General features: G+C 58.1%; 11 protein-coding genes. All 11 read left to right on the top strand.

Features of this window, described 5'->3' with window-relative positions:
• The coding region (locus J2W17_RS00005) for an electron transfer flavoprotein subunit beta/FixA family protein (protein WP_307327301.1) at nt 1-432 on the top strand (432 nt) is incomplete at its 5' end.
• Nucleotides 433-1,362, top strand: a complete 930-nt coding sequence (locus J2W17_RS00010; protein WP_307327304.1) for an electron transfer flavoprotein subunit alpha/FixB family protein — start codon at nt 433-435, stop codon at nt 1,360-1,362. It abuts the gene before it with no gap.
• A 194-nt stretch (nt 1,363-1,556) separates the two neighbouring features.
• Nucleotides 1,557-2,381: a substrate-binding periplasmic protein gene (locus tag J2W17_RS00015; RefSeq protein ID WP_307327307.1), complete on the top strand. Its 825-nt coding sequence runs from the start codon at nt 1,557-1,559 to the stop codon at nt 2,379-2,381.
• A 9-nt stretch (nt 2,382-2,390) separates the two neighbouring features.
• Nucleotides 2,391-2,747 (top strand): DUF4398 domain-containing protein, encoded by a 357-nt coding sequence (locus tag J2W17_RS00020; RefSeq protein WP_307327309.1) that lies wholly within the window; start codon nt 2,391-2,393, stop codon nt 2,745-2,747.
• Complete coding sequence (locus J2W17_RS00025; protein WP_307327312.1) at nt 2,744-3,556, top strand: OmpA family protein; 813 nt, start codon at nt 2,744-2,746, stop codon at nt 3,554-3,556. The genes J2W17_RS00020 and J2W17_RS00025 overlap by 4 nt, the downstream gene beginning before the upstream one ends.
• A 210-nt stretch (nt 3,557-3,766) precedes the next feature.
• Nucleotides 3,767-5,206 carry an aminotransferase-like domain-containing protein gene (locus J2W17_RS00030; protein ID WP_064676444.1) on the top strand — a complete coding sequence of 480 codons (1,440 nt, stop codon included), beginning with the start codon at nt 3,767-3,769 and terminating at the stop codon, nt 5,204-5,206.
• 78 nt (nt 5,207-5,284) lie between these two features.
• Nucleotides 5,285-5,764, top strand: a complete 480-nt coding sequence (locus J2W17_RS00035; protein WP_307327318.1) for a translation initiation factor 2 — start codon at nt 5,285-5,287, stop codon at nt 5,762-5,764.
• Nucleotides 5,765-5,927: 163 nt separating this feature from the next.
• Nucleotides 5,928-6,182, top strand: coding sequence for a YkgJ family cysteine cluster protein (locus J2W17_RS00040; protein WP_307327320.1), 255 nt, complete (start codon nt 5,928-5,930; stop codon nt 6,180-6,182).
• A gap of 41 nt (nt 6,183-6,223) precedes the next feature.
• Nucleotides 6,224-6,829: an START domain-containing protein gene (locus J2W17_RS00045; protein ID WP_307327323.1), complete on the top strand. Its 606-nt coding sequence runs from the start codon at nt 6,224-6,226 to the stop codon at nt 6,827-6,829.
• 1,077 nt (nt 6,830-7,906) lie between these two features.
• Nucleotides 7,907-10,000: an LTA synthase family protein gene (locus J2W17_RS00050; RefSeq protein WP_307327326.1), complete on the top strand. Its 2,094-nt coding sequence runs from the start codon at nt 7,907-7,909 to the stop codon at nt 9,998-10,000.
• 474 nt (nt 10,001-10,474) lie between these two features.
• Nucleotides 10,475-14,617, top strand: coding sequence for a DUF1592 domain-containing protein (locus J2W17_RS00055; protein WP_307327329.1), 4,143 nt, complete (start codon nt 10,475-10,477; stop codon nt 14,615-14,617).
• The last annotated feature ends 1 nt before the right edge of the window (nt 14,618 follow it).

The raw sequence follows: 14,618 nt of genomic DNA on the forward strand, positions 1-14,618 counted from the left end.
AAGGAACAGCCGCAGCTGGTGATCCTTGGCAAACAAGCCATCGACAGCGACAACAACCAGACCGGCCAGATGCTCGCGGCACTGAGCGGCTACGGCCAGGGCACCTTCGCCTCGAAAGTCGAGATCAGCGGCGACACGGTTGCCGTGACTCGCGAAGTCGACGGCGGCGCGCAGACGGTTTCCCTGAAACTGCCGGCCATCGTCACCACCGACTTGCGTTTGAACGAGCCGCGTTATGCGTCGCTGCCAAACATCATGAAAGCCAAGAAGAAGCCTCTCGAAGTGCTGACTCCGGACGCTTTGGGCGTTTCCACTGCCTCCACCAACAAGACCGTTAAAGTCGAAGCGCCGGCTGCACGCAGCGCAGGCATCAAGGTCAAGTCGGTGGCTGAACTGGTCGAGAAACTGAAAAACGAAGCGAAGGTAATCTAAATGACTATCTTGGTTATTGCTGAACACGACAACAAAGTAGTGGCCCCGGCCACACTGAACACTGTGGCTGCTGCCGTCAAAATCGGCGGTGATATCCACGTTCTGGTTGCCGGTCAGGGCGCTGGCGCCGTGGCTGAAGCCGCTGCGAAAATCGCAGGCGTGGCTAAAGTGCTGGTGGCCGATAATGCCGCCTACGCTCATCAACTGCCGGAAAACGTTGCTCCGCTGGTGGCCGAGCTGGGTAAGGCTTATAGCCACATCCTGGCTGCCGCTACTTCGAACGGCAAAAACATCCTGCCGCGCGTTGCCGCGACCCTGGACGTTGACCAGATCTCCGAGATCATCTCGGTGGAAAGCGCTGACACCTTCAAGCGTCCGATCTACGCCGGTAACGCCATCGCTACCGTTCAGTCCAACGCTTCGGTGAAAGTCATCACCGTGCGTGCTACCGGTTTCGACCCGGTGGCGGCTGAGGGTGGTTCGGCATCGGTTGAAGCCGTTGCCGCTGCCCACGACGCTGCGATCTCCAGCTTCGTTGGCGAAGAGCTGGCCAAGTCCGATCGTCCGGAACTGACCGCTGCCAAGATCGTCGTTTCCGGCGGCCGCGGCATGCAGAACGGCGACAACTTCAAACACCTGTACGCCCTGGCCGACAAGCTGGGTGCGGCGGTCGGCGCTTCCCGCGCCGCGGTCGACGCAGGTTTCGTCCCCAACGACATGCAGGTCGGTCAGACCGGCAAGATCGTTGCTCCACAGCTGTACATCGCAGTCGGTATCTCCGGCGCGATCCAGCACCTGGCCGGCATGAAAGACTCCAAGGTGATCGTTGCGATCAACAAGGACGAAGAAGCGCCGATCTTCCAGGTGGCCGATTATGGCCTGGTGGCGGATCTGTTCGAAGCTATCCCTGAGCTGGAGAAGCTGGTCTAATCCAGCGGCTTCACTTATAAAGAGCCCGACCTTTTGGTCGGGCTTTTTTTTTGTTCTCCCAGTAGGAGCGAGCTTGCTCGCGATGGTCTCAAGGACAACGCGTTCATTCAGAAAGAACGCTTTATCGTTAACGTCCATCGCGAGCAAGCTTGCTCCTACAGAAGATATAACCGGGTTTAGGGGAGTGTATTGCCATGGAACTGCGTCGCATATGTGGTTGGTCAATGCTGCTGGGCCTGACGGTGTTGCCGATGTTGTCCAGTGCCGCAGGCAAGTGCGAACGCCTGGTGGTCACCGGCAGTCCGGACGCACCGCCTTATCTGTGGCAAGACCCGCAGCACCCCAAGCGCCTGATCGGTGCCGGTGCCGATCTGTTGCAGCAGGTGGCGGGGGAGTTGGGGATCAAGATCGAATTGCTTTACGCCGGCAAACGTTCCCAGGCTTGGGACGAAGTGCGCAGCGGGCGCATGGACATGCTGGTCGACGCGCCGTTGACAGTCAGTGGGCTGGAATCCCTGGATTACATTCATCCGCCGTTGCTGGAAAACGACTACCTGGTCTGGACCCGAAAAGACTCGGCACTGGTCTACAACCAGGTGCAGGACCTTCGCGGTCATCCCGGCGCTTTGTCCGAAAAGGCCCGCTTGACCCCGGCATTCGGCACGTTCGCCGAGCAGCAATTGACCCTCGTGCGCACGCCAAACCTGACCCAGGCCTTTCAGAAACTGCTGTTGGGCGAGGTGGAATTCGTTCTGGCGGGACGCTACTCCGGCATGGCGGCCGCACAGTCGCTGAGCATGGCCAATGACCTGATCGCGCGTCCTCAACCGGCCGACAAACCCGGTCTGTTCCTCGCGGTCTCCCATGACTCCGCTTGCAACGATCCGTGGTTACGCGGACAGCTGGCTAAAAAGATGACAGAATTGTCCGCGTCCGGTCTGACGGAAGCCGCATTGCAGCGCAATGTCGAGCGCTGGAAGCTGCAGCAGCAACTACCCGCCAGTACCCCAAAACAGTAGGGATTTTTAGTGAGTATTCGACCTCTTTTCGCTGCCCTGGCCGTTCTGGCTCTGGCGGGTTGTGCAGCCGATCCGGCGCCGAATGAACAGATACGCCTGACCGAACAGGCGCTTGTGCAAGCAAAAGCCGTGGGTGCCACCGCCGACGACGTGCCGGAGTTGAAGCTGGCCGAAGAAAAATTCAGCCGTGCCCAGGGCGACATGGCCGATCAATCCTACAAACATGCGCGCATGCGGGCCGAACAGGCCGAGCTGGACGCGCGCCTGGCCGAAGCCCGGGTCCTGACCCGCAAGAGTGAAGAACAGTTGAATGTGCTCGATACCCGCATCACCCGCTTGCGCAAGCAACTGGGAGATGCCCAATGAGCCTCGGCAGGAAAGTACTCGGCGGTCTGCTCCTGGCAGCCTGTGCAGGCCTTCATGGCTGTGCCGGTCAGCACAGCGAGGCCGCGTTGCAGCAGGCGGGGGTCGATTTCCAGAAGGTCAAGGAAGACTCCAGCGTGTTGCGAATTGCGCCCAAGGACGTGATTCGCGCTGGTGAGTCCCTGGCCCGCGCCGATCGCCTGTCCAGTTACTGGGGCAGCGGCTCCGACGTGCAGCATTACGCTTACCTGAGCCAGCGCTACAGCGAAATCGCCCGTGAGCACACCAACCAGGTACTCAACGAAGAGCGCGCGGCGAAGCTCGAACTGGAGCGTCAGCGCCTGCAACTGGCCCTGCGCGAATCAAAATTGCTCAGCGTGCAACAGCAGGGCAAGTGGCTTGAAGAACAGATTCTCGCACTGGCCACCACCCAGACCGACCGTGGCCTGGTGATGACCCTGGGCGATGTGCTGTTCGATACTGGCGAAGCGGAGTTGAAAAGTTCGGCCAACCGCGTGGTGTTGAAGATCGTGCAGTTCCTGCAGCTCAACCCCAAGCGTGTCGTGCGCATCGAAGGCTACGCCGACAGTACCGGCGGCAAGCAGGAAAACCTCAAGCTGTCCCGCGACCGTGCGCAATCGGTGGCGAACGTGCTGATGGACTTGGGCATCGACGACAAACGCATCCAGGTCGAAGGCTACGGCGATGAATACCCGGTGGACGTGAATGCCTCGGAACGGGGGCGCGCGCAAAACCGTCGGGTGGAAATTGTGTTCTCCGACGAAAGCGGCCAGCTCGGCGCTACCCGCTAGAGGTTGCATGACTGGAGAACCCGGCCTGCCAGCAGCGCCGGGTTTTTTTTACGCCTGACAAAACGTTCGTACCACCCCAATCATCAGTACAGATTCAGCTGACACTGCACTGTACTGTCGACTATTGTGGCAACTGTCCCCGTACACTTCTAAACTGTTCCGGTATTGTTTTGCACAAGAATAAAATGCCGTGAAATCGAGTGCTGCGTCATGACCAATCTCTTGCTTTACCAACGTATTGCTCAACAGCTGGCAGAAGACATCCGCCGGGGTGTCTATCAACCGGGGGAGCGCGTGCCTTCGGTACGCAAGATGAGCTCGCAGCTCAACGTCAGCCATGCAACAGTCTTGCAGGCCTATGCCAATCTCGAAGATCAGGGGCTGATCCGCGCCCGGCCGCAGTCGGGCTACTACGTGCACCAGACCCCTGCACTGACCGCGCCGACACCGGACATCGCCAGGGTCGAGCGTCCCGGCCTGGTCACCCGCAGCAGCATCATTCAGCAAGTGCTGGTCGAATCCCGCCGCGAGGGCGTATTCCCCTTGGGCGCGGCGGTGCCGAGCGTCGATTATCTTCCGGTCAGGGCGCTGCATCAGCAGTTGGCCAAAGTCACCCGTTTCCATAGTCCGCGGGCGTTCAGCTACATGTTCAGCCCTGGTTTCGAACCCCTGCGGCGCCAGGTGGCGATTCGCATGCGTGATGCCGGCGTGGTGGTCGATCCCTCGGAAGTGGTGATCACCCACGGCTGCGTCGATGCGTTGCAGATGTCCCTGCGCGTCCTGACGCGACCGGGCGACTTGATCGCCGCCGAGTCGCCGACCTACTACGGTTTGCTGCAACTGGCTGATCTGCTGGGCCTCAAGGTCATCGAAATTCCCAGCGATCCGGCCACCGGCATGAGCCTTGAAGCCCTGCAACTGGCGGCCAACCAATGGTCGATCAAGGCGCTGGTGCTGACCACGCGTCTGAGCAATCCGTTGGGCGGCACCATGCCCGAAGAGCGCCAGAAGCAACTGCTGCGACTGGCCTCGGATTTCGATATCCAGGTGGTCGAAGACGATATCTACGGCGAACTGATGTTCGAGCAGGGTCGCACCAAGGCGCTCAAGGCCTACGACCGGCTGGATCGGGTGATCTATTGCTCGAGCTTTTCCAAAACCCTGTCGCCGGGCGTTCGGATCGGCTGGATGATCGCCGGCAAGTACCAGCAGGAAATCCAGCGTTTGCAGACCTTCAGCACCCATTCGGCCTGCAGCGTCACCCAGATGGGCATTGCAGCGTATCTGGAGAACGGTGGTTACGACCGGCATTTGCGCTACATCCGTCAGGAGTACCGCAAGAACCTCAGCGCCTTCCAGCTGGCGGTGCAGCAGCATTTTCCAGAAGGCACACAGATGACCCGACCGACCGGCGGCTTCATTCTGTGGGTCAGTTTGCCGGGAAGGGTCAACACTCAGGAACTGCATGTGCGCGCCTTGCAGCAGGGCATCAGCATCGCGCCAGGGCTGATTTTCAGTAATACCGAGCAGTTCAATCACTGCATCCGGCTGAACTGCGGCATCCCCTGGAACCGGGAAGCGGAGCGTGCCTTGATGACCCTGGGCATGCTTGCCACCCAGCTCTGCCAGGAAATGGCCGGCGGTTTTTGACGGAGCGGACAGGCTGTGCTTGTCTTGTTGCCTGCAACAGGCCAGCATATGACTCCTGCCGTTTGCGCCGTTGGGTCCATGAAAGCGATTTTCCCCGCTGTGTGGCTATCGATATGCCTGCTGATGACCTTTCCGGAGGCAGGCCTCATGGCAGCTCCCGTTCAGGAAAAACCGCCAGCCAGCGCCAGCTCGAAACAACCGGCACCGGCCAAGAAGGCCGCAACGGTCAAGGTCAAAAAGAAAGCGGCCCAGGTGAAAAAACGCGCACCGATTGCCTCCAAGTCCAAATCCGCCAGTGAAGTGGTGAAGACCAGGCTTCCTTCGGCCAATCTGGATTTGAGTCTGCCCGAGGAGATGGCCGAGGAACTGAAACCCGTCGGTTCGGTACCCTTGCCACGGCGCGATCCGGTATTACCGCAAATGTTCGGCGACAAGGCCGGCAGTACTCCGTTCCAGCTCAACGGCAGGCTGATCAGTAACGAAATGCAGTTGCAATTGCGTAACGAAGAGCGCCGGGAGGTGGAAGGCGCTGCGTTGGAATTCGAATTCAAGCGGTAATTGCCACCCATCTGTGACCCGATGGCCAGACACTTTGTCGGAGACTGGTCAGTCACGTTCGTTTGATCGAAAAAACCGGATCCAGGCAATTTAAAACGACCGTTTTAGCGGTTACCCTGTGCCTCGTCTTTAACCCATCGCCCGTCGCGAGGAGCTCGTCGTCATGAAATGCCGTGAAGGCTGTGGCGCCTGTTGCATTGCCCCTTCCATCAGTTCACCGATTCCCGGCATGCCTAATGGCAAGGCCGCGGGAGAACGCTGCGTTCAACTCTCTTCAGAAAACCTGTGCAGTATTTTCGGCAAGGCGGAACGTCCCGCCGTGTGTTCGGCATTTGCCGCCGATGTCGAAGTGTGCGGAAGCAGCCGCGATGAAGCGATCAAATTGTTGGGATGGTGGGAGCAGATGACGGCGGCGTGATGGGTTCAACGAACGGAACTTCAACAATAAGGAATAAGATTATGGGTTCGCTGCATCGTATGGCTGTGCTCTGTGGTTTGACTGTAATGCTGGCCACCCAGGCCGCCCAGGCCGAAGACTGGAAAGTCGCCAAGAACGAAGACGGGATCAAGGTCTCCCTCAGTGAAGTGGCTGGCTCCGATTACAAGGCCTACCAGGGCGTCACCCTGATGAAGACCACGATGACCAAGTTGCGTGCTTTGCAGGAAGACCTGCCAGGTGCCTGCGTCTGGATTCACGAATGCAAGACCCAGAAGTTGCTCAAGCACGAAGGCAATCAGAGCTGGACCTACACCCAGTTCAATACGCCATGGCCAGTCACCCCGCGTGATTCGGTGCTGCACGTCACCACCGTCGAGGGCGCGGACGGCAGCTTGACCCGCAAACTCGAAGGCGTACCGAAATACCTTCCCGAAGAAAAAGGCTTTGTGCGGGTCACCAAGGTCGACGGTTTCTGGAAGTTCGTGCCCAAGGGCGACCAGATCGAAGTGACTTATCAGGTGCACACGGAGCCGGGCGGCAGCATTCCTTCGATGGTGGCCAACAAGTTTGTGGTCGATGCGCCGTTCAATACGTTGAAAGCCCTGAAAGAGCGTGCCGAGAGGTGATTGCTGTGTTTTTTTGATGGTGGCTGTATTGGGTACATATCCGTTGCTGCGGTAACGGCTACTTAGGGTTCCGCCCTTACGGCGGGTCACTTTGAAAAGCGCAAAGTAACCAAACGCTTTTGCCCCGCCATTCGGTGCCTCGCCTAGGCTCGGCATGCCCTCACTCCGGCATTGCTCCGGGGGCCCGCCGCCATCGGCCATCCATGGCCGGGGGCGGCTACCGCGGCATCCTTGCCGCGGTGCCCCCTGCGCAACGCCTGCGTTCGGCCTCTGGGAAAGGGGCGGCAGATCTGAAGCCAAAGCCAAAGCCAAAGCCAAAGCAACGGCAACGGCAACAGCAACGGCAACAGCAACTTCAGCGAACCCGGTGCCGGGCATCACACGATCAACTGTAGGAGCTGGCTTGTCGGATCGCCGCACCGCAGCGAAAGCGGTGGGTCAGCTGTAAAATTTTTGGACTGAACGGACGCCTTCGCCGGCAAGCCAGCTCCTACAGAAGATTGGCGTAGGGCTTTCGCTTTTCACCACTCAACAGGCCGAGCGTTAGCTCGCCTGCGGCTTTTGATCTTGATCTGCCCCGTCGTGAGGCCGAGTGGAGGTTCTGCGCAGTGGGCAACCCGGCATGGATGCCGGGTTAGCCGCCCCCGGCCATGGATGGCCGATGGCGGCGGGCCCACGGAGCAGGACCGGAGCGAGGGCATGCCGAGCCTAGGCGAGGCACCGGACGTCAGGGGCCAAGCGTTTTGGTTACTTTGCGCCGGGCCGCGCAGGCTCTTCCAAAGTGACCCGCTGTAAGAGCGGAACCATAAGAAGCCGTTACCGCAGCAACGGATATGTACACAATCATTCCGGCGTCACTTTATTGTGTTTCCAGATATACGTTGCACAAAATTTTCACAAAGCCTCCAAGACAATTCGCCCCGCACCGTGCATACCGGGCAGTAATCAATGGCAATGCCGCAGACGATCGTGCAACATTTGCGCACCGCGCACGCCCCGGGGCCGAGAACAGGCCAACAGAGGGCAAAGCGCCGCTGTTTTTTTGAAACTTCAACTTCCAATGGGTCCTAAAACGACATGGCAAACCCGGACGCCCTGAGTCAGCAGCGAGCTTCTAGTCGCCTGCTGCAACCGACCGTCAAATCGCATCTGGCCTATACGCTATTATGTGCCCTGGTCATGATGGTCATGTTGACCCTGCTGCGCGTCGCGCTGCTGGTCTACAACCGCGAGATGATTCTCGACACTCCAGCCTCTACCTTTTTCGAAGCGTTCACCAACGGTATGCGTTTCGACCTGCGCCTGGTGGTCTACCTCTGCATTCCGCTGCTGCTGGCGCTGTTCAGTGCGCGGGCCATGGCCGCCCGCGGGTTCTTCCGTCTCTGGCTGACCATCGTCTCGAGCATTGCATTGTTCCTCGGCCTGATGGAGATGGACTTCTACCGCGAGTTCCACCAGCGCCTCAACGGCCTGGTCTTCCAGTACATCAAGGAAGACCCGAAAACCGTGACCAGCATGCTCTGGTACGGTTTTCCGGTGGTTCGTTACCTGCTGGCCTGGGCCGTAGGCACCGTGATCCTGACCCTGGCGTTCAAGGGCGCCGATCGCGCCACCCGTCCTCGCGGTCCATTCAGTGGCGGCACTGTCAGCACGCGCCAGATCGCCCCGTGGTATTCGCGCATCGCGGTGTTCGTGGTCTGCCTGATGGTCTGCGTAGTCGCTGCCCGCGGCACCCTGCGCCAGGGCCCGCCGATGCGTTGGGGTGACGTCTACACCACCGACTCCAATTTCGCCAACCAGCTGGGCCTCAACGGTACCTTGTCGCTGGTCGAAGCGGCCAAGAGCCGGATGTCCGAAGATCGCGACAACATCTGGAAAGCCACGCTGCCACAGGCGCAAGCTCAGCAAATCGTGCGTGACATGCTGGTGCTGCCGGACGACAAACTGGTGGATGCCGAGACCGCCGCCGTGCGTCGCGATTACACGCCGCCGGCCGACAAGACCCTGCCGATCAAGAATGTCGTCGTGATCCTGATGGAAAGCATGGCCGGTCACTCGGTCGGTGCATTGGGCGCACCGGGCAACATCACGCCGTACCTCGACAAACTGTCGAAGGAAGGTCTGCTGTTCGACCGCTTCTTCTCCAACGGTACCCATACTCACCAAGGTATGTTCGCCACCATGGCCTGCTTCCCGAACCTGCCGGGGTTTGAATACCTGATGCAGACCCCGGAAGGCGGCCACAAGTTGTCCGGTTTGCCGCAATTGCTCAGCGCTCGTGATTACGACGACGTATATGTCTACAACGGCGACTTTGCCTGGGATAACCAGTCGGGTTTCTTCAGCAACCAGGGCATGACCAACTTCATTGGTCGTAACGACTTCGTGAACCCGGTGTTCTCCGATCCGACGTGGGGCGTGTCCGACCAGGACATGTTCGATCGTGGTCTGGTCGAGCTCAAGGCGCGGGAAAACGGCAAGCCGTTCTACGCATTGCTGCAGACCCTGTCGAACCACACGCCATACGCCTTGCCGACACCCTTGCCGGTTGAGCGCGTGACCGATCGCGGTAACCTGAACGAACACTTGACCGCCATGCGCTACGCAGACTGGGCGCTGGGCCAGTTCTTTGAAAAGGCCCGCAAGGAGCCGTACTTCAACGAGACCCTGTTTGTCGTTGTGGGCGACCACGGGTTTGGCAACGAGCGCCAGATCACCGAAATGGACCTGGGCCGCTTCAACGTGCCAATGCTGTTCATCGCACCGGGCATCCAGGAAAAGTTCGGCCAGCGTGACCACACCGTGGGCACTCAGATCGATATCGTGCCGACCATCATGGGCCGGATCGGTGGCGAAGTGCGCCATCAGTGCTGGGGGCGTGACCTGCTCAACCTTCCCGAAGGCGATCCCGGTTTCGGCGTGATCAAACCGTCGGGCAGCGAGCAGACCACGGCCATCATCACGGCCGACCAGATTCTGGTCCTGCCGAAGGAAAAGGAAATGGCGCCGAAGCTGTACCAATATGAATTCGGTGCTACCCCGCGCGCCGAGGTCGTTGCGGATGCGCCGCGAACGGCAGAGTTGAAACTCAAGCTCGAAGCATTCCTGCAAACGGCGACCAAGAGCCTGATCGACAACACCGCCGGCGTGGTGGATGGCAAGCCGGACTGAATGTTCAGGCAATAAAGCAGAGACCGTAATGGGCTAATGCCGATGGTCAAGGCTTTCTGCTTGACCTTGGGCAGCAAAAAAAAGGATCCGGTGTCTTTACTGACATCGGATTTTTTTTGCCCCTTGGATGGGTAGCGTACCGCTCTGAAATTCTGGATCAGCGCGCAGTTCAAGGGTAATACCTGTCAACTTTGACAGTAGACGGCCTTATGATTTGAGGATTTCATGAAGGCGCTTGTGGTACTGGGTCCAACGATTGAAAACGGACTGTATTTCAAGGATGAATGCCCCTCTGTTCCTGTCTCTATGGCGTCATGCCATGTCGTGGTCATGCAGTGGAACCGTATTGGAAGGCATTCCAATAGAAACGCCGGGGTCGGCTTTGGCTCTTTGTTGCCTGCCGCTTCGGTTCAGGTGGTTCACCGCAGGACACTGAATCAGCAGACGCGTCCGAAAGGTTGAATTGCTTGGCTGATGAGTGAGGCTTTCTTTATGGATAAGTCTGTCGGTACGCTTCGTTTGCTGTTTATCGCCTGTCTGTTGGCGCTGGGCGCGATTATCGCTTTGGTGGTTTTCCCCAAAACATCAGCTTCATCTCCCTCGCCTCGCTCATGTACGGCGCCCGCCTATGAACAGGGTAAGGTTTATGAGCAGGGCGATCAGGTTCAGCATGTCGATCGGCTATTCGAATGCTGGAAAGATGAAGAGGCACCGCTTGGCGTCGGCAGTTGGCAGTGGTGTCGGCAACCGACCTATGAGCCGTTTCTTTCAACTGGCCCCTGGAAAGATGCATGGAAAGAGCTCGGCGAATGCGGTGGATTCGAGGGCAATCGCCTGACGTTGGATTTTTCCACGCTCAGCGGCAAAGCGCCCCTGAAGCCGGCCGTGCCGGGTGTCGCTCGCGCCGACCAGATGGTCGTCGGAGTCCTGCGTTGCAAGGCCGAAGAGATTGCGATCAGCGCGAAGGCCAACGAAACGATACACCTCGATAATTTGAAAGCTTGTGACTATCAACTGGTGATGAATACCGCTGATGGGTACAGCCCGCTGAATACCCCACGCATTATCTCGTTCAAGGAGGCGCAGGGGGAGGAGCAAGCGGTGACGGTCAAGTATCGACCGCCGGTGGAAGTCAGCAAGCTCAGCGGTTTACCCGGGATAAAAATCGAGCTGTTTGCCCAGGGGCTTATTCAGCCCCGGCAGATGGCGATGGGCAAGAACGTATTGTATGTCGGCTCCAGCGCTATTCCTTCATACGTCTATGACGGAAAAATCGGCGACATGATCTACGCACTGCCTCTGGATGAGACAGGTAAACCGACAGGTATCCATGTGGTTGCCAGTGGTCTGGAGGAACCCCATGGCGTGGCGTATCGCGACGGTGATCTGTATTACTCGACCACGGGTGGTCTGTATCGCTTGCGTAATGCCGATGCCAACTACAAAGATCCAAAACCCGAGCTGGTCTTCAGCTTTCCAGCGGACGACAAGCTGTTTCCCTTGCCTTCGCAGGCGTCGGGATCGAGCACTCGCGTCTGGCACATGAAACACCCCTTGCGTTTCAATCCGCTCGATCCGTCAGACAAGTGGATTTATACGGCAGTGGGCATTCCCTGCAACCTGTGCATGATTCCTCCCGACAAGCGTTATGGGACCGTCTTGCGTTATTCCCTGGAAACAGGAGAGTCCGAGATTCTGGCCACGGGGGTGCGTAACTCTGTGGGTTTCGACTGGAATCCCCAAGACGGCAAGATATGGTTCAGTGACAACAATCGCCAAGGCTTCCCCAACCCGGACGAAGTCAACGTGATCAGCAAGCCCGGTTTGCATTTCGGCGTGCCTTACAGGTTTGGTAAAAACACGCCCGGCTTCACCGAGGAGGAATATCGGGATCCAAGGGTAATCCAGCCGCCGCTGGTGCCTGGTGCCATTGTGTCGGACAAGTCGCTTGAACAGATCAATCCCGCCGATTATGTGCCAGCGGCTTTTGCCTCGGGAACCAACACCGCGCCGCTGGGCGTCAAGTTCTGGTCTGGCTACCCCGGCGCGGCGGCGGGTACCCAGCGTTTACTTGTCGCCGTGCATGGTGCGGGCTCCATCGCGCGTCCCGGCATGGATATACAAATGCTGACCATTCAGGGCGGTAAGCAAGTCGTCAATCAGATCCCGTTGATCAATGGGTTTGTGCAGGACCCGGATCGATTCGATGTCTATTGCCTGGATAACTCGTGCATCGGACGCCCCGTAGAGTTTCTTGAACTGGCGGATGGCAGCCTGTTGATCAGTGACGACGTCGCCGGGGTCATTTATCGCGTGCGCTATGACGCAACCGGGTTGCCGCCGACCCGGTTGGAATTGCGCCCGACGTTGCCGCCAAACGGACTGGAAAACGAGATGATCAGCGGTTACCTGATTGATCCCGATGGCAATAGCCGGCTGGTGCAAATGTCCTGGCACTACGCAGACAATGCGGCAAGAATAATTCTCGATGGGCTTAAGTATGGTCAGTATCAGTTGCGGCTCAACGACGTAAAAAACTGGATTCCTCAGGTACGAAATACTTCCTTTACCCTCTCGGAAGCTAACAGAAGTCAGACCATCACCCTGATTTACCGCGAGCGGCCGATCAAGCTTGAGGTCAAGGTCAAGATTCAGGCTCCGGCCAAACCAGCTTCGGTCACCGATGCTCAATGGCGCATCAGCCTGGTCAACGAGGACCAAAGCGATGCTGAGCCACGGGTCGTTGAAGTCCCATGGGGTGGAAGTACGACACAAACCCTCGACTATGGAAATTACAAGGTTATCTATCCGTTTTACTCGAAGGAAAAACCGCAGCCGGAACTGGAATCGGTAGTGATTGATGAGGCCAGTGAGGACTGGCAACTACCCTCAATGGCCTATCAACATGTCGAAAACCTGGGCGAGAAGGTCCTGGTTGAATCCTGCACTAAATGCCACGCGGTCGAGCGCTTCGACAATTTGCGCATGGCCTTGGCCTGGAACGTGGCGGGCCAGGATGCGCTGGTCAAACTCATCGAGACCATGGGGGTGTCAGGGCACTGTGACACCACCTGTGCGACTGAAGTCAGCAAGCACTTGATAAACGTCATCTGGAAACCCTACCTCGATCAGGCCGAATCCCATGGCGCACGCCAAATGCGATTGTTGACGCCAAGTGAGTATGCCGCCAGCGTCAGGGACATCCTGGGTGTAGAGATCAACGCCGAAAAGTTGCCAGCTGACAAATCGGAGAAAGACTTCAAGTACCCTGGGGAGGCGGACAAGGGCATTCTGCAGGCAGAGGACGTCAAACTGTTCTACGACATGGCATTGTCGGTGGCAGAGCGCGTTCCGGCGGCACGCTTGAGTGCGCTGGCAACCTCCCGCGCAGGAACTGACCTGGTGACCTCGTTGGGCTATCAGTTGTTCCGTCGACCTGTGTCCGACGCTGAGCGTTTGCGCTATCAGAAACTGTTCGATGAGCAGGGGGCGCCTGCTTTGATCGCCGCTCTTTTGCTATCGCCGCATTTTCTTTATCGCTCGGAGTTGGGGCTGCAGACAACGGCTGACGGCAAGGTGTATCAGTTGACACCATTCGAGGTAGCCACTGCGCTCTCTTTCGGATTCTTGGGTACGACTCCGGATGTTGAGCTGTTGGCCAAGGCGCAGCGCAACGAGCTGCAGACCTCTCAACAGATCTCGGCCGAGATTGAGCGAATGATGGAAACGGATCGCGGTATCGAGCAATTCAACCGTTTCGTCAGCTACTACGCCAGGACGGTCCGCGGTGTCCAGGAAAAGCCGGGGTTGAGTAAGGATATGGTGGAACTCATGGCTCAAGAGCAGTATCTGCTGAGCAAAAACCTGCTCCTGAGTGGAGGAACGCTGAGTCAGTTGTTCAACCCCGGTTATACCTATCTGAACCAGGACCTGGCCACGCACTACGCAATCAAAGGGGTCACGGGCAGCACGATGCAAAAGGTAGCGGTAGATGAAACACGGGGAGGCTTGTTGCATCTGGGGCTGACCCAGGCCGCCACATCGGATTACCTGAGCACCTCATTGGTCAAGCGTGGAATCATGATTCGCGAGCAAATGTTCTGCCGCGAGTTTGGTGCACCCGTGGACGCCGACCCTACGGACCCTGTTTATCCGCCACGTGCGGTGACCACCCGTGAGCATTGGGACCTGGTTAATGGTGAGCAGGCTTCAGAGGGGCGCTGCTGGCGATGCCATCAATATATGAATGACACCGGGTCATCGATGGAACATTACGACGCAGCCGGTCGCTTCCGAACCGAGGAAAAAGCCTACAACTTTGACCAGTACCCGCAGATGTTGCCGATCAAGGCTTCCGGTCCGTTTATCAGTACGACCGGAACCGAGCAGATCAATGACGTCCGGGATATCGCAAAAATTATTCCACGCAATTCAGCGTCACAATTTTGCATGGCCGATAGCTACTTCCGATTTGTGTTTGGCACCAAATCGGATGTATCGACCGCCGGGACCGTGAGGGAAGTTGCCGCTGGTTTGAAGGCCTCAGGCTCCCTGGCAGAGATGTTGAAAACCCTGGGTACTTCCAATGCATTCATCTACAAGACCGAAAGGAATTGAT

It is taken from the genome of Pseudomonas lini (assembly GCF_030812475.1).
GTDB lineage: Bacteria > Pseudomonadota > Gammaproteobacteria > Pseudomonadales > Pseudomonadaceae > Aquipseudomonas > Aquipseudomonas lini_A.